This is a genomic window from Rhizobium sp. RAF36 (assembly GCF_052114105.1).
Classification (GTDB): domain Bacteria; phylum Pseudomonadota; class Alphaproteobacteria; order Rhizobiales; family Rhizobiaceae; genus Rhizobium.
Map to the genome: position 1 here is coordinate 782430 of NZ_JBFREC010000002.1, position 19995 is coordinate 802424.

The window sequence follows — 19995 nt, forward strand, 5'->3', positions numbered from 1 at the left end:
GCAAATGGACATTCGAAGCAACGTTTTGCGGCAGCTCAAAAACCGGCGCGAAGGCTTCAGCCTTGAGCAGCCTTTCTATATCGACGAGGATTACTTCAAGCTCGATATGGAAATGATCTATTACCGCGACTGGCTCTTCATGGGCCATGATTGCGAACTGCCGAAGCCCGGCGCCTATTTCACCGTGCAGATCGGCCTGTATCCCGTCGTCATCGTCCGCGGCCGCGACAATGTCATCCGCGCCTTCCACAATTCCTGCCGCCACCGCGGCTCGCGCGTCTGCACCAAGGAGCACGGCTCCTCTGTCCGGCTCGTCTGTCCCTATCATCAATGGGCCTACGATCTTGACGGCAAGCTCGCCTTCGCCCGCCACATGGGCGACGATTTCGACAAGAGCGGTTTCAGCCTGAAGCCGATCCATTGCGAAAGCTTCGGCGGCTATATCTTCATCTGCCTCGCCGACAAGGCACCGGATTTCCAGCCGGTTCGCGACATGGTGACGCCTTACATGCTGCCGCATCGCCTCGCTGAAGGGAAGATCGCCTTCCAGAGCACCATCATCGAGAAGGGCAACTGGAAGCTCGTCTGGGAAAACAACCGCGAGTGCTATCACTGCGCCGCAAACCACCCGGAACTCTGCCGCACCTATCCGGAAGCGCCGAGCGTCACCGGTACCGATGGCGGCGCCGATGATCCTGAAATCGCCGGCCACTGGGCACGCTGCGAGGCTGCCGGCCTGCCGAGCAAGTTCCAGATCTCGCCTGACGGCCAGTTCCGTACCGCGCGCATGCCACTGATCGAGGACGCCGAAAGCTACACCATGTCGGGCCGCCCGGCGGTCAAGCGCAAGCTGTCCGAGGACGTCACCATCGACCGCATCGGCACGATGCTGCTGTTCCACTATCCGACCACCTGGAACCACCTGCTCGGCGACCACGCGATCTCCTTCCGCGTGATCCCGCTCAGCGCCAACGAGACCGCGGTGACGACCAAGTGGATCGTTCACAAGGATGCCGTCGAAGGCGTCGATTACGATCTCGAAGAACTGACGCATGTCTGGACCGAGACCAACGACCAGGACCGCCGCATCGTCGAAGAGAACGCTTTCGGCATTCACTCGCCGGCCTATGAGCCCGGTCCCTATTCGATGCTGCACGAGGGCGGCGTCATGCAGTTCCTCGAATGGTACTCGAACTTCATGGTCAATCGCCTGCAGGGCGATCAGGCGAAGCTCTCAGTCGTCGCCTGACATTTGCGTGATCTTGCCAGCGCCGATGAGCCGGTTAATCTCCGGTTCATCGGCGCTTTCGTAACTTCAACCCGTGCTTGAAGAAAACGGTGCCGGGAACCTTTTCCCTCCCTGCGCGTTTGCTGACAGGCAAATTCCGCTCTTGGGATGGAGAACGACAATGATTGGTCTCAGTAAGAAGATTTCGGCCGCTGTGCTGTCCGCCGCTGTTGTCCTGACGAGCTTCCTGCCGTCTGAGGCCATGCCGCTGGCAGCAGCGCCGAAGGTCATTCAGCAGCAGGAACAGGCTTCCAGCATTCAGGACGTCCAGTATCGCCGCTACTACCCGCGCCGGGGCCCCGGCTGGTATGGCGGCTATCGTGGCTATCCGTATTATCGCAACGGCTACCGCCACTATAACGGCTACTGGTATCCGTTGGCTGCCTTCGGTGCCGGTGCGATCATCGGTGGTGCCATCGCTTCGCAGCCGCGCTACTATGCGCCGCCGCCCCGATATGCCGCACCGCGCCTGACAGCTGCCCATGTGTCGTGGTGCGAGAACCGCTACCGCTCGTATCGTGTCTACGACAACACCTTCCAGCCGTATAACGGCCCGCGCCAGCAGTGCTACTCGCCCTACTGATACAAGGCGCATCGAGATGATAAAGGCCCGGCAGAGATGCCGGGCTTTTTGCTGTCAGAGGATGTTGACGCGTTTCAGCAGCCACCAGGCAGATACGATCGAGGCGAGGATCAGCGCCACCGCATATTCCGTCCCGCCCGACCCCTGGGCGAAGGGCAGATTAGCGGTGTTCATGCCGAAGAAGCCGGTGACCAGCGTCGGCGGCAGCAGGAAGGCGGTCATGATCGACAGGATGTAGAGGTGCCGGTTGGTTTCCGACGACAGCTTTGAATCGATTTCTTCGTGCAGCAGCCGCGCGCGTTCCTGCAGCGCGTAGATGTCGTGATCGACCGTCTCCAGCCGGCTGGTCAGCCGCCCGGCGATGTCGTCGAAACCGAAGGGCATCTCGTCCTCGTCGGATGCCGAAGCCCGGCGCATCAGCGCCAGCACGTTTCTGAGGTGGCGGTGGAGGCGCACGACCGTGCGGCGCACCGGCGCCAGCCGCCGCCGCTCGTCGCGCGGCGTGTTGTCGTAGACGAAGTCCTCGATCAGGTTCAGCTCTTCCGTGAGTTCCATGACGACGGAGATCAGCGTGCGCTGGAATTCGATCACCAGCAGCTCAAAGATATCGACCGGCCGTTCGAACTTTGCCGGGTTCTTTTCGATCATGATCCGCGCCCGGTCGGCGCTGCGCAGCGGCTGCAGCCGGGTGGTGACGATGAAGCGGCCGGAGATCGCAAAATGCAGCCAGCCGAGATCGGCGGTATCCTGGTCGAATTCGCGCTGGCAGTCGATGAGCGTGCCGTAGAGCATCTGCTCGTCGACGGTGAGCGCCGCATGGGTATCGCGCGTCGTCAGCGCCGACTTGGCATCCTCGGTCAGGCCTTCAAGCGTGTCCAGCAGCGCCGGGACGCGCGCATCGGCCAGGTTCAGATGCAGCCAGTAGAAGCCGTCTCCGGCCGTCAGCTCGGCCGCCATCGCGCTGTTGTCAAGCCGGATCGCGGTCTTCGAACCTGCCGGGAAACGGTATGCCCAGATGAGGCCGGGGATATTGGCAGGCAGTGTATCCATCAGTCACCGGTCCTTCGCAAAGCCGTCATTCTCTTTTCGGCATTCCGCTCTAGAGATTCTCCATGACGTTTGTTTGCACAACGCTGCGAATAAGCAAGAGGCGAGACAACGTGGCGCAGCCCTGACACGCTTCAAAATCGAAATTGACGTTTACGTAAAAATCAATTAGCCCTGAGGCTGGAGGATGGCCGGTACCGATCACTGGCCGGATATGCGAGGAGACACCATGTACAAGGCGCCCGTCGAAGAGATCGCTTTCACGCTGAAGCATGTCGCCGGCCTGAAGGACGCGTTGGACAAGGGCCTGTTCGGCGATCTCGGCGAAGATCTCGTCGATGCGATCCTGACGGAAGCCGGTCGCTTCGCCACTGATGAGGTCGCGCCGCTCGGAGAGATCGGCGATACGCAAGGGTCGCGGCTGATCGATGGCGCGGTCAAGACGCCGGATGGCTGGGCGAAGCTCTATCAGGACTGGATCGCCGGCGGCTGGAACGGCCTGACCGGCCCGGAAGAATTCGGCGGGCAGGGGCTCCCGGTTCTCCTCAATGTCGCTGCCCTCGAAATGTGGAATTCCGGCGCCACCGCCTTCGCACTCTGCCCGACGCTGACCATGGGCGCCGTCGAGGCGTTGGTCGCGCATGGCTCCGAAAACATGAAGCAGACCTACCTGCCAAAACTCGTCTCCGGCGAGTGGACCGGCACGATGAACCTCACCGAGCCGCAGGCTGGCTCCGATGTCGGCGCGCTGAAGAGCCGCGCCGAGCGCCGTGACGATGGCACCTACCGCATCTTCGGCCAGAAGATATTCATCACATGGGGCGAACACGACGCCACCGACAATATCATCCACCTCGTCCTCGCCCGCCTGCCGGATGCGCCGGCCGGAACCCGCGGCATCTCGCTGTTCCTGGTGCCGAAATTCCTCGTCAACGACGACGGCTCGCTCGGCACCCGCAACGACGTCTTCGTCCATTCTCTCGAGCACAAGATGGGCATCCACGGCTCGCCGACCTGCACGATGATCTATGGCGACGGCAAGTTCGGGGGTGAGAAGGGCGCGATCGGCTGGCTGATCGGCGAGGAGAACAAGGGCCTCAACTGCATGTTCACGATGATGAACAATGCCCGCCTGACGGTCGGCATGCAGGGCGTGGCGATTGCCGAAGCCGCCACCCAGAAGGCCGTTGCCTTCGCCAAGGAACGCACACAAGGCAAGGCGCCCGGCTGGACCGGCGTAGGCATGAGCCCGATCATCGAGCACCCTGACGTCATAAGGATGCTGCTGACCATGAAGGCGCTGACCCAGGGCTCGCGGGCCATCTCCTATGCCTGCGCCCACGCCATCGACATGTCGCATCACGCCGGCAGCGATACGAAACACTGGCAGGAGCGCGCCGCTCTCCTGACCCCGATCGCCAAGTCCTTCTCGACCGATGCAGGTGTCGATGTCGCCTCGCTCGGTATCCAGGTGCATGGCGGCATGGGCTTTATCGAGGAAACCGGTGCTGCCCGCTTCCTGCGCGATGCCCGCATCGCCCCGATCTATGAAGGCACCAACGGCATCCAGGCAATCGATCTTGTCACCCGCAAGCTGCCGCTCTCGAATGGCGAGCACGTGAAGGGCTTCATCGCCGAGCTTAGCGCAATCGCCGAAGTGGTACGCGGCTCGAACCTTGCCTCTTTCGGCGACACTGCTGCCCGGCTCGATGCGGCAATCGCCGATCTGACCGAAGCAACGGAGTGGCTGATGAAAGCCCAGGCCGAAGGCAAGATCGCAGAAGCCCTTTCGGGCGCCACGCCCTATCAGCGCCTGTTTGGCCTGGTGCTGACCAGCGCCTATCTCGCCAAGGGCGGCCTCGCCAAGACCGGCGACGGTGCTGAAGAGGGCCGCATCGCGCTCTGCCGCTTTGCCGCCGAAAACCTGCTGTCCGAAACCACTGCCCTGAAGGACCGCACCGTCAATGGTGCCGCGAGCCTTGCCGCAGCCCGCGCCATCCTGGCCTGAGGATCACCATGACCGACCATATCATCGTCGAGCAGTCCGCCGAACACCGGGGCGTCCAGATCATCCGCTTCAACCGGCCGGACAAGAAGAACGCCATCACCCGCGCCATGTATGTGAAGATGACCGAAGCGCTGAAGGCCGCCGATGCCGATGATGCCATCCGCGCCACCGCATTCCTCGGCACCGAGGGGGCGTTTTCTGCCGGTAACGACATCGCCGATTTCCTCGCCGTCGCCATGGGCGGCAGCCTCGGCCACGAGCTTCTCGATTTCCTCTATGCTCTGGTCAATGCGCAGAAGCCGCTGATCTCGGGCGTCGACGGCCTGGCGATCGGCATCGGCACCACCATGCACATGCATTGCGACCTGACGATCGCCTCCCTCCGCAGCCAGTTCCGCACCCCCTTCGTCGATCTGGCGCTGGTCCCGGAAGCCGCCTCCAGCCTGCTCGCCCCACGCATCATGGGCCACCAGCGTGCCTTCGCGCTGCTGGCCGCAGGCGAAGCTTTCACGGCTGCCGAGGCACGCGATGCCGGATTGATCTGGAAGGTCTGCGCTCCAGGCGAGGTGGAGCATCTGACGCTGTCAACGGCCGCCAAGCTTGCCGCCAAGCCCGCCAAGGCGCTGAAGATCGCCCGCGATCTTGTCCGCGGTCCGCGCGAAGAGGTTACTGCACGTATAGATGAAGAAGCGCGCCACTTCACCGCACAGTTGAAAAGCGACGAGGCAAGAAAAGCCTTCGAAGCCTTCATGCGGCGTTAGAGCGTTTCCTGGTTATATTGAAGCATTCTGCCGGAGCAGGTTTTTGACAGGGCAAAGGCGATCGGCGAAGAGCATACCCAAAGGTACGGTCGAGCCGATCGCCTTTGATCCTGGCGGAAAGATGCCCGGCCCTAGCTGGCTTGCAAGCAAGCCACCGGGGGTTGGCTGAAACGGGCCGCCTGATCGACCGGCTGGCTTGGCCGTAGATCTGGGCTACGACGCGCGCCAGCCGGTCGACCATCCGACGCCGTTTGAGCCAACAGAATGCTTCAATATAACCAGGAAACGCTCTAATATAAAAACATAGGGTTTTAGCTAAATTTTAAGTGTGTTTTAATGCGACCCTACTAATCAGGAAGTGACGAATTGCCCGTTCGTCCGGGCGCATGATGCGCCATGTGCAGCTTTGCCCCCAAGCCTCATCCGCCCGACCCGCGTTGCCGCGCAGTCCATCCGCGCAAAACGACAAGGCGGAAGACTTCGAAAGAACGCCCGTGAAGAAGACGAACTTGATGACGCGCATTCTCGTCGCCGCGTCCGCCGTTGTCCTGGCGGCCTTTGCCGCCTTTTCCTTTTACATCAATTCCGTCCAGCGCGACGTCACGACTGCTTCGATCGAAGCCAATATCCAGTCTTCCGGAGAGCAGGCCGCACACAGCCTCGAGAACTGGATGAACGGCCGCGTGACGCTGACCGCCATGGTCGCGAACGCCATCGGGCGCGCCGCCGATCAGGCCGGTACGCTCAATGTCCTGCAGAACGACGTCCTCACCAGCCAGTTCGTCAGCACCTATTTCGGCGATGAGCAGGGCGTCTTCAACATGTGGCCGAAGCTGCCGATGCCCGATGGCTACGACCCGCGCAAGCGCCCCTGGTATCAGGATGCCGTCAAGGCCAATGCCAGCGTCATGACCGAGCCTTATGTCGATGCGTCCAGCGGCGACCTGATCATCAGCGCTGCCGTTCCGGTTCAGCGCGATGGCAAGCTCGCCGGTGTCGTCGGCTCCGACTTCTCGCTCGAAACCATGGTCAAGATGATCAAGGAGATCGATCTCGGCGGCCAGGGCACGGCTTTCCTCGTTAACAAGAGCGGCCAGATCCTCATCCATCCCGATGCCAAGCTGGTCACCAAGACGCTGGCCGATGCCTTCCCGAAGCAGACCCCGAAGATCGGCACCGGCCTCGTCGCCACCGAATTTGCCGGCAAGCCCGTTCTCGTCAGCTTCATGCCGGTCGCCGGCCTGCCGACGGTCGAGTGGTCACTCGGCTTCGTCGTCGATAGCGACAAGGCCTTTGCCGCACTCAACGAATTCCGCATCGCCGCAACCATTGCCACGCTGCTCGCCGTCGGCCTGATGATTGCTGCCATGGCCTGGCTGCTGCACGGCCTCGTCGTCCAGCCGGTCACGGCGATGACCGCCGCGATGCAGAAGCTTGCCGCAGGTGATCTCTCGGCCGCCATTCCCGGCCAGGAGCGCCGCGACCAGATCGGCTCGATGGCCGAGGCCGTCGCGGTCTTCAAGTCGAACGCCATCGATCGTCAGCGTCTCGAAGGCGAGGCCGAGGAAGGCCGCTCGCTGACTGAGCGGGAGCGTCGGGAGCGCGAGGCACAGAAGGCCCGCGAAGCGGCCGAAATCCGCACCGCCGTCGACGCCCTTGGCGGGGCACTCGGCGCGCTCTCGGACGGCAACCTCGCGCATCGCATCGAGACGCCCTTTGCCGCCCATCTCGACCGCCTGCGCAATGACTACAACAGCGCTGTCGGCAAGCTGCATGGCGCTCTCCAGACCGTCGGCAGCAATGCCAATGCGATCGACGCCGGTGCAACCGAAATCCGCACCGCCGCCGATGGCCTTGCCCGCCGCACCGAGCAGCAGGCCGCTTCCGTTGAGGAAACCGCAGCGGCGCTGGAAGAGATCACCACGACGGTCAAGGATACCGCCCGCCGCGCCGAGGAAGCCGGCAACCTGGTTTCTAACACCCGCAGCGGCGCCGAAAAATCCGGCCAGATCGTCCGAAAGGCTGTCGATGCCATGACCGGCATCGAGCAATCCTCGGAGCAGATCTCCAGCATCATCAGCGTCATCGACGACATAGCCTTCCAGACCAACCTTCTGGCGCTGAATGCCGGCGTCGAAGCAGCGCGTGCCGGTGAAGCCGGCAAGGGCTTTGCTGTTGTCGCCCAGGAAGTCCGCGAACTCGCCCAGCGTTCCGCCAAGGCCGCGAAGGAAATCGAGGCGTTGATCACCACCTCGAACGCCCAGGTCCGCTCCGGCGTGACGCTGGTCGGCGAAACCGGCAAGGCGCTGGAAGCGATCGTCACGCAGGTCCAGGAGATCAGCCGTCACGTCGGCGCGATCGTCACCGCCACCCGCGAACAGTCGACCGGTCTCCACGAGATCAACACCGCCGTCAACACCATGGACCAGGGCACGCAGCAGAACGCCGCCATGGTCGAGGAACAGACGGCCGCCAGCCACGGCCTCGCCGCCGAGGCAGCCAAGCTGATGCAGCTGCTGTCGCAGTTCAATCTCGGCAGCGGCCAGTCCGGCGCTTCGTCGGGTCACCGCCGCGTCGCTTGATAAGGCCTGCTGTGAACTGAAAATGCCCGCGGAGACGCGGGCATTTTTGTTTTGGGACTCTCCCTCATTCCTGTGCTTGTCACAGGAATCCAGCCGGCCCAAGTCTTTGGGCCGAAAGGACTCTTCCCACCACGCAGACGCGTGGTGACTGGATTCCTGTGACAAGCACAGGAATGAGGGACGGAGAGCGCGCGATTCACAGAAAGATACGCGGCCCGACCAGCTGCGGCCTACTTCTCCAGCGTCGCCACCACTTCCACATGCGCCGTCCAGAGGAACTGGTCGATCGGCGTGACGCTGGTGAGGCGATAGCCACCGGCAATGAGAATGGCGAGATCGCGCGCCAGTGTCAGCGGGTTGCAGCTGACGGCGACGACCTTCTTGACCGCGGAGCGCGCCAGCTCCTGGCTCTGGAATTCGGCGCCAGCGCGCGGCGGATCGAAGACCACAGCGTCGTAATGCTTGAATTCTGCCGTCATCAGCGGGCGGCGGAAGAGGTCGCGCTTTTCGATGCTGACGGGCTTCAGCCCCTGCGCCTTGCGTGCCGCCTGGTCGAGCGCGGCGAGAGCCTTGTCTTCGCCTTCCACGGCATGCACCCGGCCGATGCGGGCAAGCCTAAGCGAGAAGGTGCCGGATCCGGCAAAAAGATCGGCGATGCGCTTGGCTTTGCCCACATGGGCGACGACCAGCTCGGCCATCGCGTCTTCCGCCGGCTTGGTCGCCTGCGTGAAGCCGCCGGCCGGTGGGGAAACCTGGACGCCGCCGAAATCGACGACCGGCTTGGCAGGTTCGACCAGGATTTCACCATTCAGCGAAACGCGGGCGATGCCGCGCATGCCGAGCACGGTTTCCACCGCCTTGCGGCGCTGCTGGTCGGAAAGCTTCTTGATGCCGTCGACGGCAAGGTCGAGCCCGGACGCCGTCTCCAGCACGGAAATGCGGAAGGCTTCGGCATTGGCCGCCATGGAGGCGCCGATGGCCTTGATCGCCGGCAGCCGGGCCATGATACCCGCCGCCGAGATGGGACATTCCTCGATGTCGACGATGTGGTGGCTTTCGGCCTGATTGAAGCCGATGAGCATGTCCTTCTCGGTCTTGCGCGCCGCAAAGACCACGCGGCGGCGCTCGCCGGGATGGGCCGCGACCAGCTCGCCGACCTCGGCCTCGATGCCCTGCGATTTCAGCGCATTGACCACCAGCTGCCGTTTGAAGGCGCGGTAGGGCGCTTCCGCAAGATGCTGCAGCGTGCAGCCGCCGCAGGTGCCGTTGACGCCGTCGGGGCCAAAGTGGCGGCAGGCAGGCTCCCGCCGGTCCGCCGAAGCCTTGGCGATCGACATGATCGTGCCCTGGTTCTTGACGCGGGCGATCGCCACCTCTTCGCCGGGCAGCGCAAACGGCACGTAGATCGGGCCGTCCTTGCCACTGGCAATGCCGTCGCCCTGTCCGCCGAGTTTCTGGATGGTGACTGTTTCGGTGCTCACGGCTTTGTTCCTGCGAGTAGATATTCCTGGTTGCCATCGCCGCCGGCGATAGGGGAGGCGATGAGCCCAAGGCTCTTCCAGCCCATCTCCTCGACGAACCAGCGTTCCAGCGCGGCAGCCACATCGGGCGCCGAGGCGGGATCCTTGAGCATCCCGCCCTTGCCGATCGCCTCGCGCCCGGCCTCGAATTGCGGCTTGACGAGCAGAACCGCGGTCGCACCGCTTTCGGCGATCTCGAGGGACGGCGCCAGCGCCAGCCGCAGCGAAATGAACGACACGTCGGAGACGATGAAGGTCACGTCATGGCCGACATCGTCGGCCGTCAGGTTGCGGGCGTTGAAGCCTTCGATATTGGCGACACGCGGATCGGCGGCAATGCGCGGATGCATCTGCCCATGCCCGACGTCGATCGCCGTGACATGCGTCGCGCCGCGCTCCAGCAGCACCTCGGTGAAGCCGCCGGTCGAGGCGCCGATATCAAGACAGTGGTGTCCCGCGGGATCGAGAGAGAAATGGTCGAGTGCCGCCGTCAGCTTCAGGGCTGCGCGCGAGACATAATCCTGCGCCGGATCGTCGATTTCGATCGCGGCGTCTTCGCCAAAGAGCGCTCCGGCCTTGGTGACGACCTTGCCGCCTACCTTCACCGTCCCGCGGTTGACGGCATCGCGCGCCCGCGAGCGGCTGGCGAAAAGGCCGAGGCTGACGAGAAGCTGGTCGAGGCGCTGTGTATTGTTCTGTTCGGACATGGGCTGTCCATGACTGGCAAAGCCCGCGCTTGCAAGCCTTTTGTTTGCGCCGCTGCCGTTGACGCCTCTTCGCGTTCGGCGATAATTCTGCCCTGGGTCATGGGGTAGGGGAGCGAAGTGGCATGGCAATTTCGAGAAGCTTGGCCATTCTTGCCGCCGCAGCCTTTGCCGCCCCGGCGCTCGCCAACGATACGATGGCCGAGTTGAAGACCGGCGGCCTCACCTTTATCGAATCCCCCGACGTCAGCATGGAAAGCGAGGCGCTGTTCATTTCGGAGAAGGAAGTCCGCGTCGACTATGTCTTCGAAAACAGCGCGGACAAGGATGTCGAGACGCTCGTCGCCTTCCCCATGCCGGATCTTCCCGGCCATGTCGAAAGCGATATCGCCATTGCAAATTCCGGCAGCGACAACTTCCTCGATTTCACCGTGACGCAGGATGGCAAGCCGATCGCCCCGGCGCTGCAGCAGCGGGCGATTGCTGCCAGCATCGACGTGACGGACGACCTGAAAGCCCGCAACATCCCGCCGCTTCCCTTTGCCGATGGCACCTATGCCGCGCTGGACAAGCTGCCCGACGATGTCAAGCGGGACTGGCTGTCCCGCGGTGTGCTCTACGACGATGTCTATGACAACGACGGCAACGGCATGAAGCACCACATGACGCCACTCTGGACGCTGCGCTCGACCTATTGGTGGAAAACCGTCTTTCCGGCCAAGGCGAAGGTAACGGTCTCGCACCGCTATACGCCGAGCGTCGGTGGCACGGTGGCGATCAGCTTCCTGGAAGAAGGCGAGGCCAAGGGCGATCGCTATGCTGACTATGTCAGGCGCTACTGCATGGACCAAGGCTTCGTTAAGGTCGCGCAGAAGCTCGCCAAGGGGCAGGAAAATAGCGGCCCGAACTACACCGAAAGCTGGATTTCCTACATCCTCAAGACCGGCGCCAACTGGAACGGCCCGATCAAGAACTTCAAGCTGACACTGGACAAGGGCAAGGCTAAAAACCTCATCAGCTTCTGCGGCACCGGTGTGAAGAAGACCGGCCCCACCACTTTCGAGATGACGGCGACCGATTTCTGGCCGGAACAGGACCTCGATATCCTGATCCTGAACGCGCCGGACGAATAGCATCCCCCATATTTGTGCGGTGCAAACTTAAACAATTTTAAAGCCCCGCCCCATAGGTTCGGGACGATTGCAGCGGTTCGCTTGAATCGCTTTCGCCATGATGGCACGCATTTCCCTGCCCGCAGTTCATGTTCCTTCCGATTTTCCGTCTGCCGCCGCTGCCCATCGGCGGCCCGTCCTTTGCCGCGCCGATTATTTGCCAGGAGAATTACCGGTGTTCGCCAATATCTCACTCAAGGGGAAGCTCGCGGCGACGTTCGCAGCCCTCATCGTCATTTTCGTTGCCGTCTCGTCCTATGTTTATGTCAAGGCCGGCGCTTCATCTGCCGCCGCCGCCCAGCAGGAAAAATCCGAGCTCCTCGTCAATCAGATCGACGACGCGCTGCAGGCCATGCTTGAGCAGGCCGTCAATCTGCGCGGCTTCATTCTCTTCCGCTCCGACAGCACCTATGGCGATATTTTCGCCAATCGTGAGCGCATGCTGAAGGCGATCGCCTCGGCCAAGGAAAGTGCGGCAGACGAACCCGCCGTGCTCGATATGATCGACGGCATGCAGAAGGCTGCTGACCTCTATTTCCACGAGCTCGCCGAGCCGCAGGCCAAGGCCCGCAAGGAAACCGAAACCCCGATCGCCGACGTCGTCAAGATTGGCGTCAACGCCACCAAGGGCCAGCTCGACGGCTTCCGTCAGGCCTCCGCCAAGATCAAGGCCGCCGCCCGCGACAAGTCTGCTTCGCTCGCCGCCATCCAGGCCGATGCCGATAGCGATCTGAACAACACGCTGCTCTTCGGCGGCATCGGTGCCTCGCTGGCCGCCGCCGTTCTCGCATGGCTGCTGTCGCGCGCCATCGTTCAGCCGATCATCGGCATGACGGCTGCCATGGACCGCCTCGCAAACGGCAACCACGACGTCGACGTTCCGGCCCTCGACCGCCGCGATGAAGTCGGCCGCATGGCCCAGTCGGTTCTGGTCTTCAAGGAAGCTGCCGCTGAAAAGCTTCGTCTTTCCGGCGAAACCGACCGTATGCGCAGCGAAGCCGAACGTCAGCGCCTGCTCTCCGATGAGGACAAGGCCCGCGAAGCCGCCGAAATCCGTTCGGCGATCGAAGGTCTCGCAACAGGCCTCTCGAACCTCGCCAATGGCGATGTCGCGAGCCGCATCACCACGCCGTTTTCTCAACAGTTCGACGGCCTGCGCACCGACTTCAACAATGCCGCGGGCAAGCTGCAGGCAACGCTGCAGTCGGTCGGCCGCAACGCCTCGGCGATCAACGCAGGCGCCGGTGAAATCCGCTCGGCAGCCGACGATCTCGCCCGCCGCACAGAGCAGCAGGCCGCAGCCGTCGAGGAGACCGCCGCAGCCCTCGAAGAGGTCACGACCACTGTTCGCGACAGCGCCAAGCGCGCCGAAGATGTCGGCCATCTGGTCGAGCGTGCCCGTGTGGGCGCCGAGCGCTCCGGCGACGTCGTCCGCAAGGCCGTCACCGCCATGGAGCAGATCGAAAAGTCCTCGGGCGAGATCAGCAACATCATCGGCGTCATCGACGATATCGCCTTCCAGACCAACCTTCTGGCGCTGAATGCCGGTGTCGAAGCGGCGCGTGCCGGTGAAGCCGGCAAGGGCTTTGCCGTCGTCGCCCAGGAAGTCCGCGAACTTGCCCAGCGCTCGGCCCAGGCCGCCAAGGAAATCAAGGCGCTGATCAACACCTCGGGCGAACAGGTCAATACCGGCGTTTCGCTGGTTGACCAGACTGGCAAAGCGCTGGCCGAAATCGTCAACGAGGTCCAGGAGATCAACCGCCACGTCGGCGCGATCGTCACCGCCACCCGCGAACAATCGATCGGCCTGCAGGAGATCAACACGGCCGTCAACAACATGGACCAGGGCACCCAGCAGAACGCCGCCATGGTCGAGGAACAGACCGCCGCCAGCCATTCACTGGCGCAGGAAGCCGCATCCCTCGACGCTCTCCTGCACCAGTTCAAGCTCGGTGCTGCCGCAGCCGTTGCCGTCGCCCCGCGCGCGGCAATCGCCCAGCCGGCCTCCCGCCCGGTCGCCTCTCCGGCCCGCGCGCTGAACAACCGCGTTGCTTCTGCCTTCGGCGGCAGGACTGCAACGGCCGCTGCTGCCGTGCAGGAAGATTGGGAAGAGTTTTGAGATCAGCCTGATCGTCTGAGACAGGGCCCCCGAGGGAAACTTCGGGGGCTTTTTTGTTTTTGAGTGCTTGCGGGTGTGGCCCCTAATCCCAGGTGCAACGAGTTGCACCTGAAACCTTGGGGCACCTTTTCCCCGAGGGGACAAGCGAGTGAGAACGAAAGGCCCGCTCCAAACTCGAGCTTCCTCTCTCCCCTCGGGGAGAGTGAGGGGGCTCCGGGTCAGGCGTTTTGCGATTTACCCCGCAACCCCAACCGCAGCACTGCGGCCGAGCGCCCGGAATACCGTAGAGACGATACCCGCGCGATCAAGCCCTGCATGGGCATTCATCGCCTCGGGCTTCGCCTGCTCCATCCAGATGTCAGGCATCACCAGCGAGCGCACCTTGAGCCCGTTGTCGAGCAGGCCTTCCATGGCCAGGAACTGCATCACGTGGCTGCCGAAGCCGCCGACGGAGCCTTCCTCGATGGTGATCAGGATTTCGTGGTGGGCGGCGAGCTGGCGGATCAGGTCGTGGTCGAGCGGCTTGGCAAAGCGCGCATCGGCAACGGTGGTCGAAAGACCGGCCGCGTCGAGGTCTTCGGCGGCCAGCAGGCTGTCGGCGAGGCGGGTGCCGAACGAGAGCAGTGCCACCTTGGTGCCTTCCTTGACGATCCGGCCCTTGCCGATCTGCAGGATTTCGCCGCGCACCGGCATCTCGATGCCGACACCTTCGCCGCGCGGATAACGGAACGAGATCGGACCGGCATCATAGGCAGCAGCGGTGCGCACCATATGCTTCAGTTCCGCCTCGTCGGCGGCAGCCATCACCACGAAGCCGGGAAGGGCTGCGAGGAAGGTCGTGTCGAAGGAACCGGCATGCGTCGGCCCGTCGGCGCCCACGAAACCGGCGCGGTCGATCGGGAAACGCACCGGCAGGCCCTGAATGGCGACGTCATGGACGACCTGGTCGTAGGCGCGCTGCAGGAAAGTCGAATAGAGCGCGGCAAAAGGCTTGTAGCCTTCGGCGGCAAGACCGGCGGCAAAGGTCACCGCATGCTGCTCGGCAATACCGACGTCGAAACAGCGGGCCGGATAGAGGCTCGCCAGCTTGTCGAGACCCGTACCGTTGGGCATCGCCGCGGTGATGCCGACAATCTTGTCGTCGAGCTCGGCTTCCTGCACCAGCGCTTCGGCGAAGACGCTCGTATAGCTCGGCGCATTCGGCTTCACCTTCGCCTGCGCGCCAGTGATGACATCGAACTTGTTGACGCCGTGATACTTGTCGGCAGCAGCTTCCGCCGGCGGATAGCCCTTGCCCTTCTGTGTCACGACATGGATCAGAACAGGCCCTTCCGCATGATCACGCACATTGCGCAGAACCGGCAGCAGGTGCTCGAACGAGTGACCGTCGATCGGGCCGATATGGTAGAAGCCCATCTCCTCGAACATCGTCCCGCCGGTCACGTAGCCGCGGGCATGCTCGACGGCGCGGGTAATGGCGCGGTCGACCTTCTTGCCGAGATAGGCCGTCAGTTTCTTGCCGAAATCGCGGAAGCCCATATAGGTGCGGCCGGAAGCGAGACGCGCCAGATAGGCGCTCATCGCACCCGTCGGCGGGGCGATCGACATGTCGTTGTCGTTGAGGATGACGATCAGCCGCGCGTCCAGTGCACCGGCATTGTTCAGCGCCTCATAGGCCATGCCGGCCGACATCGCGCCGTCGCCGATCACGGCGATCACCCGCTTGTCGGTCTTGTCGAGTTCGGCGGCGACAGCCATGCCGAGACCGGCAGAGATCGAGGTCGAGGAGTGGGCGGCGCCAAAGGGATCGTATTCGCTTTCGGCGCGGCGCGTGAAGCCGGACAGGCCGTTTTCCTGGCGCAGCGTGCGGATGCGGTCGCGGCGGCCGGTCAGGATCTTGTGCGGATAACACTGGTGGCCGACGTCGAAGATCAGCCGGTCGTCAGGCGTGTTGAAAACGCTGTGGATGGCGATCGTCAGCTCGACGACGCCGAGGCCGGCACCCAGATGTCCGCCCGTTCGCGAGACAGCGTCGATCATCTCGTCGCGGACCTCGCGCGCAAGCTGCGGCAGCTCGCGATCATCGAGCTTGCGCAGGTCGGCGGGATAGGTGACCTGATCAAGCAGCGGTGTCTTCAGCGGGTTTGTCACGGGCGGGCGCTCTTTCTTGTCATTCTAGGCTTATGCTTATTCCGATTAAATTGCGGCAAAACAAGTGCGTTTCAAGAACCGCAACCCCTCCATTCTAGAGAAGTTCAGCCCTCAGGCAAAGGCACGAATTCCTCTTCATCCCCCGGAACGATGTCGAAACGGCCGGTGCGCCATTCTTCCTTGGCCTTCTCGATGCGCTCTTTCGAGGAGGAGACGAAGTTCCACCATATGTAGCGCTTGGAATTCAGGGCCGCGCCCCCGAAGAGCATCAGGTGACAGCCTTCGCTTCCTGCCTCCAACGTGATCGGATCGCCCGGCCGGAAAACCAGCAGCTGATCGGCCGCAAACCGGTCTCCCGCGATAACGACCTCGCCCGAGAGCACATAGACTGCGCGCTCTTCATGGGCCGCAGCAAACGGAAATTTGGCGCCGGGCTGGATGTTGATGTCGGCATAGAGCGTGTCGGAAAATACCTTGACCGGCGATTTTAGCCCCTCGAACGAACCGATAACGACGCGGCCGCGAATGCCGGTATCCTCAATGAGCGGCATCTCGCTCTTTTCGGTATGCGCAAAGGCCGGATCGATCTCTTCCTTGTCGTCAGGCAGCGCCAGCCAGGTCTGCAACCCCGACATCAGCAGCGGATGACCGCGCAGATTGTCGGGTGTGCGTTCCGAATGTACGATGCCGCGCCCGGCTGTCATCAGGTTGATATCACCAGGACGGATCACCTTCTCGGTGCCGAGGCTGTCGAGATGGCGGATTTCACCGTCGAAGAGATAGGTGACGGTGGAAAGCCCGATATGCGGATGCGGCTTCACATCCAGCGCCTCATCCGGCTTCAGGATCGCCGGTCCCATGCGATCGAAGAAGATGAACGGCCCGACCAGCCGCCGCTGCCTTGTCGGAAGCGCACGCCGCACCTGAAAACCGCCGATATCGCTGGTCCGCGGAATGATCAGATTCTCGATCGCATCACAGGCGAAGGCATCGCCGGGCAGGGGGTCTTTACCGGGGAAGAAGGACATGAATTATTTCTCCGCTTCGTCGTGTGCTGCAAGCAACGCTTTCACGTCTGCGAGCAGACGCTCAAAATGCCCGTTGACAGTGTCGTAGATCATCTTTCTGCTGATGCGGTCATAGTCATGACGCAGCACGTTGCCGATCCGGCGCACGGCAACCCAATCATGCTGCGGCAGCATCTCCTCGGCAAAACCATCAAGCTTGACGGCTGCTTCGGAAATGCGAAGGAGGCAACGCTCAGTCGCGTCGATAGTCTTCTGATCGGCAAGGAACTGTTCGAGCGTCATGCCGTGCATGTAGCTGAGCACGTTTTCGACATTTTCCGCGATATCGGCAAATCGCAGCCAGGGTTTTCTAGAAGGCAACTTTGCGGTCCCGTTCGATCTCCTGAGCGAGACGGGGCCTCCCGATCGGCTCAGTAACGACATCGACAGGGCGCCCTGTAATCTCCTCTAGCCGCTCCTTCAGTTCGCCGACGACGCGGAAGTAGGTCAAGCCCGATTCGAGGATGTGGTCCTCCAACAAAACAGCCACATCGATATCGGATGTTTCCGTCGCTTCGTCACGGGCTACCGAGCCAAACAACGATAGGCCGGTGACGCCTGCGGCACGCAGCTCATCCTCGTGATCCCTGATAGTCGAAATGACGGTTTCTCTATCCATACACCCAATATAGGTGTGTTTGGTCAGGCGGTCGAGAGCGCCAATCAAGCCCCGTCAAGCGGCTCCACGCCCTGCGGCTTGCCGGCGCGGTCGAGGCGGATCTTCTCGATGCGGTTTTCGGCTGCGGAAAGCAGGGTCTCGCAATGCTTCTTCAGCGCTTCGCCGCGCTCGTAGATTTCGATCGATTCATCCAGCGCCACGTCGCCGCGTTCCAGGCGGGCAACGATGTTTTCGAGTTCGGCCACGGCCTTTTCGAAGGAAAGACCTGAAACTTCAGGCTTGGCGCTGTCAGTCATACTCAACCCTTCATCAATCTAAGCACATGCAGGCCTGCCGACTCGGCGAGGCCTTCGAGATCATATCCGCCTTCCAGCAGGCTGACGACCCGGTTGGAGGCGCTTTTGTCGGCTATCTCCAGCAATCTTCCGGTCGCCCAGTCGAAATCCTCGCCGACCAGATTGATCTGTGCCAGCGGATCGCGGTGATGCGCGTCGAAGCCGGCGGAGATGATGATCAGGTCCGGCCGGAAGTCGTTGAGCGCCGGCAGCACGCGGGACTTGAAGGCCTCACGAAAATGATCGCTGCCGACATTCGGCGACAGCGGCGCGTTGACGATCGTGCCGTGCTTGCCGGTTTCGTCCTTGGCGCCGGACCCCGGATAGAGCGGCATCTGATGCGTCGAGCAGAACAGCACCGAAGGATCGTCCCAGAAGATGTCCTGCGTGCCATTGCCGTGATGCACGTCCCAGTCGACGATCGCCACACGTTCGGCGCCATAACGCTTCTGCGCATGGCGGGCAGCGATCGCGGCATTGTTGAAGAAGCAGAAGCCCATCGCCTTGCTCTTCTCGGCATGGTGGCCGGGCGGCCGCGCGGCCACGAAGACGTTGTCGGCCTTGCCGGTGAACACGTCGTCGATGGCAGCCATGGCGCCGCCGACGCCCGTCAGCACCGCCTGCAGGCTCTTCGAGCTCGCATAGGTGTCGGCTTCCAGCTGGTTGATCTCGCCTTCTTCCTCGGGGATCTGCCGCATCACAGCGATCAGATGCTCTTCCGGATGGGCAAGCAGAACCGCGTCCTCGTTGGCCTGGGGCGCCTCCTTGCGGTCCAGCCGCTCGAAGTTCGGATGGCCGAGCGCGACGTTGATCGCGCGCATCCTGTCCGGCCGTTCTGGGTGGCCTTCAGGCGTGACATGCTCAAGAAAGATCGGGTGTTCGTAAAGGCGGGTGCTCATGGCGACACTCTTATCCTTTGGCCCTGTCATGATCCACAGCAGATGGTGCCGGGCATGGCTATTTCAACAGGCGCGCACCGTCGCGTGCCTATCATCGCAAGCGTTTACTTCATCTCTGGTGGCGCCTAGTGTCCGCGCGGGGCAGGGGGAAGACAATTCGATGGCAAAGCCGAAACGCAGCAATGTGGCGCAGATACGAATACCGTTCCGGGATGTGGACATGAACGGTCAGATGTTCCTCGCGTCCTATATTTCCCACGCCGAAGCGGTGCTTGCGGGCTTCTGGTCGATGCGGCCGGAGCTTGATGACGAGCCGCTCTATGTGGCCGCCAAAGTATCCTGCACGCTGCACCGCCCGCTTGCCTATGACGAGGAGGCCACCTTTACCGCGACCGTCGACAAGATCGGCCTTCGCTCCGTCGGCTTCATCATTTCTGTCGATGCCAAATCAGATCGGGCCGCCGAAGTGGAGCTGACCTGGCAGGCGCGCGGGCGCGAAAGTGGCGAGCCGGTCGCGCTGCCGGAAGAGACGCGCGACTGGCTCTACAGTTTTCTCGATTAGGCGCGTACCGGCAGCAGCGGATAGCCGACCATCACGGCGCGGCCGACCAGCGCTGCGACAAAGGCCTTGGCGACGTCACCGGGCACGAAGGCCATGGAGCCGACAAAGGCCTGCTCAAGGTTGACGCCGCTGACCAGCGCCAGATAGCCGATGCCGAAAGCATAGAGCACGACGATCCCGCCGATCATCGCCGACAGGAAGAAGCCGACTGTCTGCACGAGGCCGGATTGCTCGGCCTTGACCAGACGCTCGCTTAGATAGCCGGTCGTAAAGGCGGCAAACAGCCAGCCGATCAGGAAGCCCGTCGTCGGTGCAGCAAAGGCGGCAAGTCCGCCGCGGCCGCCGGAGAGAACCGGCAGGCCGATAGCGACAAGCACCCAGACGATCAGTACGGCAACCACGCCGCGGCGTGCGCCAAGCACGACTCCAGCCATCATCACGCCCATCGATTGCGCGGTGATCGGCACCGGAATGAAGCCGAGCGTGATCGGCGGCAGAATGCCGAGCGCCACGATGATGGCGGCAAAAAGGGCAGAAAGGACAAGGTCGCGGGTGCTCATCATGGGCTCCGTGTTTAC

The 19995-nt window shown here is 62.6% G+C and carries 18 protein-coding genes; 8 read left to right on the forward strand and 10 right to left on the reverse strand.

The window, feature by feature from the left end:
* The first annotated feature begins 4 nt into the window (after positions 1–4).
* Entirely contained in the window at positions 5–1249 is a 1245-nt protein-coding gene (locus AB4Z25_RS09770) for an aromatic ring-hydroxylating oxygenase subunit alpha (protein ID WP_112537138.1), read from the forward strand.
* Positions 1250–1409: 160 nt separating this feature from the next.
* Positions 1410–1871: a BA14K family protein gene (locus AB4Z25_RS09775; RefSeq protein WP_112386488.1), complete on the forward strand. Its 462-nt coding sequence runs from the start codon at positions 1410–1412 to the stop codon at positions 1869–1871.
* A 54-nt stretch (positions 1872–1925) separates the two neighbouring features.
* Here the strand turns inward: AB4Z25_RS09775 and AB4Z25_RS09780 are convergent, their stop codons facing one another.
* Complete coding sequence (locus AB4Z25_RS09780; RefSeq protein WP_112537139.1) at positions 1926–2921, reverse strand: transporter; 996 nt, start codon at positions 2919–2921, stop codon at positions 1926–1928.
* Positions 2922–3147: 226 nt separating this feature from the next.
* Between AB4Z25_RS09780 and AB4Z25_RS09785 the strand changes: the two genes are divergently transcribed.
* The 3 genes from AB4Z25_RS09785 (at position 3148) to mcpU (ending at position 8269) form a co-directional block, all read left to right on the forward strand.
* A complete protein-coding gene (locus AB4Z25_RS09785; RefSeq protein ID WP_442207950.1) occupies positions 3148–4926 on the forward strand; it encodes an acyl-CoA dehydrogenase in 1779 nt (592 codons plus the stop codon).
* Positions 4927–4934: 8 nt separating this feature from the next.
* On the forward strand, positions 4935–5687 hold the full coding sequence (locus AB4Z25_RS09790) for a crotonase/enoyl-CoA hydratase family protein (RefSeq protein ID WP_112537141.1): 753 nt from the start codon (positions 4935–4937) through the stop codon (positions 5685–5687).
* A gap of 512 nt (positions 5688–6199) precedes the next feature.
* Positions 6200–8269, forward strand: a complete 2070-nt coding sequence (gene mcpU / locus AB4Z25_RS09795) for a methyl-accepting chemotaxis protein McpU (protein WP_112537349.1) — start codon at positions 6200–6202, stop codon at positions 8267–8269.
* 230 nt (positions 8270–8499) lie between these two features.
* Here mcpU and AB4Z25_RS09800 read toward each other — a convergent pair whose 3' ends face one another.
* Both AB4Z25_RS09800 and AB4Z25_RS09805 read right to left on the reverse strand, forming a co-directional pair.
* Positions 8500–9750 carry a class I SAM-dependent RNA methyltransferase gene (locus AB4Z25_RS09800; RefSeq protein ID WP_112537142.1) on the reverse strand — a complete coding sequence of 417 codons (1251 nt, stop codon included), beginning with the start codon at positions 9748–9750 and terminating at the stop codon, positions 8500–8502.
* The gene (locus tag AB4Z25_RS09805) at positions 9747–10496 is read right to left on the reverse strand and encodes a TlyA family RNA methyltransferase (protein ID WP_112537143.1); all 750 of its coding nucleotides are present in this window, start codon (positions 10494–10496) and stop codon (positions 9747–9749) included. Before AB4Z25_RS09805 ends, AB4Z25_RS09800 begins: the two co-directional genes overlap by 4 nt.
* A gap of 128 nt (positions 10497–10624) precedes the next feature.
* Between AB4Z25_RS09805 and AB4Z25_RS09810 the strand changes: the two genes are divergently transcribed.
* Both AB4Z25_RS09810 and AB4Z25_RS09815 read left to right on the forward strand, forming a co-directional pair.
* Positions 10625–11626, forward strand: coding sequence for a DUF4424 domain-containing protein (locus AB4Z25_RS09810; RefSeq protein ID WP_442208001.1), 1002 nt, complete (start codon positions 10625–10627; stop codon positions 11624–11626).
* 214 nt (positions 11627–11840) lie between these two features.
* Complete coding sequence (locus AB4Z25_RS09815; RefSeq protein ID WP_442207951.1) at positions 11841–13784, forward strand: methyl-accepting chemotaxis protein; 1944 nt, start codon at positions 11841–11843, stop codon at positions 13782–13784.
* A 234-nt stretch (positions 13785–14018) separates the two neighbouring features.
* Here the strand turns inward: AB4Z25_RS09815 and dxs are convergent, their stop codons facing one another.
* From dxs to AB4Z25_RS09845, 6 genes are all read right to left on the reverse strand, one after another.
* Entirely contained in the window at positions 14019–15935 is a 1917-nt protein-coding gene (gene dxs, locus AB4Z25_RS09820; protein ID WP_112537145.1) for a 1-deoxy-D-xylulose-5-phosphate synthase, read from the reverse strand.
* A gap of 104 nt (positions 15936–16039) precedes the next feature.
* Positions 16040–16963 (reverse strand): pirin family protein, encoded by a 924-nt coding sequence (locus AB4Z25_RS09825; RefSeq protein WP_112537146.1) that lies wholly within the window; start codon positions 16961–16963, stop codon positions 16040–16042.
* 3 nt (positions 16964–16966) lie between these two features.
* A complete protein-coding gene (locus AB4Z25_RS09830) occupies positions 16967–17386 on the reverse strand; it encodes a HepT-like ribonuclease domain-containing protein (RefSeq protein WP_112537147.1) in 420 nt (139 codons plus the stop codon).
* Positions 17313–17669 (reverse strand): nucleotidyltransferase domain-containing protein, encoded by a 357-nt coding sequence (locus AB4Z25_RS09835; RefSeq protein WP_112537148.1) that lies wholly within the window; start codon positions 17667–17669, stop codon positions 17313–17315. The genes AB4Z25_RS09830 and AB4Z25_RS09835 overlap by 74 nt, the downstream gene beginning before the upstream one ends.
* The gene (locus AB4Z25_RS09840; protein WP_112537149.1) at positions 17666–17917 is read right to left on the reverse strand and encodes an exodeoxyribonuclease VII small subunit; all 252 of its coding nucleotides are present in this window, start codon (positions 17915–17917) and stop codon (positions 17666–17668) included. Before AB4Z25_RS09840 ends, AB4Z25_RS09835 begins: the two co-directional genes overlap by 4 nt.
* Before the next feature lie 2 nt (positions 17918–17919).
* The gene (locus tag AB4Z25_RS09845; protein WP_112537150.1) at positions 17920–18855 is read right to left on the reverse strand and encodes a histone deacetylase family protein; all 936 of its coding nucleotides are present in this window, start codon (positions 18853–18855) and stop codon (positions 17920–17922) included.
* A gap of 160 nt (positions 18856–19015) precedes the next feature.
* On the opposite strand from AB4Z25_RS09845, the gene AB4Z25_RS09850 reads away from it, so the two are divergent.
* The gene (locus AB4Z25_RS09850) at positions 19016–19417 is read left to right on the forward strand and encodes an acyl-CoA thioesterase (protein ID WP_112518192.1); all 402 of its coding nucleotides are present in this window, start codon (positions 19016–19018) and stop codon (positions 19415–19417) included.
* Here the strand turns inward: AB4Z25_RS09850 and AB4Z25_RS09855 are convergent.
* A complete protein-coding gene (locus AB4Z25_RS09855; RefSeq protein ID WP_112445804.1) occupies positions 19414–19977 on the reverse strand; it encodes a biotin transporter BioY in 564 nt (187 codons plus the stop codon). The genes AB4Z25_RS09850 and AB4Z25_RS09855 overlap by 4 nt on opposite strands.
* Positions 19978–19995 lie beyond the last annotated feature (18 nt).

Coding starts and splice junctions, on each gene's coding strand:
- AB4Z25_RS09770 (WP_112537138.1), top strand. CDS start 5: ATGGACATTCGAAGCAACGTTTTGCGGCAGCTCAAAAACCGGCGCGAA.
- AB4Z25_RS09775 (WP_112386488.1), top strand. CDS start 1,410: ATGATTGGTCTCAGTAAGAAGATTTCGGCCGCTGTGCTGTCCGCCGCT.
- AB4Z25_RS09780 (WP_112537139.1), bottom strand. CDS start 2,921: ATGGATACACTGCCTGCCAATATCCCCGGCCTCATCTGGGCATACCGT.
- AB4Z25_RS09785 (WP_442207950.1), top strand. CDS start 3,148: ATGTACAAGGCGCCCGTCGAAGAGATCGCTTTCACGCTGAAGCATGTC.
- AB4Z25_RS09790 (WP_112537141.1), top strand. CDS start 4,935: ATGACCGACCATATCATCGTCGAGCAGTCCGCCGAACACCGGGGCGTC.
- mcpU (WP_112537349.1), top strand. CDS start 6,200: ATGACGCGCATTCTCGTCGCCGCGTCCGCCGTTGTCCTGGCGGCCTTT.
- AB4Z25_RS09805 (WP_112537143.1), bottom strand. CDS start 10,496: ATGTCCGAACAGAACAATACACAGCGCCTCGACCAGCTTCTCGTCAGC.
- AB4Z25_RS09825 (WP_112537146.1), bottom strand. CDS start 16,963: ATGTCCTTCTTCCCCGGTAAAGACCCCCTGCCCGGCGATGCCTTCGCC.
- AB4Z25_RS09830 (WP_112537147.1), bottom strand. CDS start 17,386: ATGTCGTTACTGAGCCGATCGGGAGGCCCCGTCTCGCTCAGGAGATCG.
- AB4Z25_RS09840 (WP_112537149.1), bottom strand. CDS start 17,917: ATGACTGACAGCGCCAAGCCTGAAGTTTCAGGTCTTTCCTTCGAAAAG.
- AB4Z25_RS09845 (WP_112537150.1), bottom strand. CDS start 18,855: ATGAGCACCCGCCTTTACGAACACCCGATCTTTCTTGAGCATGTCACG.
- AB4Z25_RS09850 (WP_112518192.1), top strand. CDS start 19,016: ATGGCAAAGCCGAAACGCAGCAATGTGGCGCAGATACGAATACCGTTC.
- AB4Z25_RS09855 (WP_112445804.1), bottom strand. CDS start 19,977: ATGAGCACCCGCGACCTTGTCCTTTCTGCCCTTTTTGCCGCCATCATC.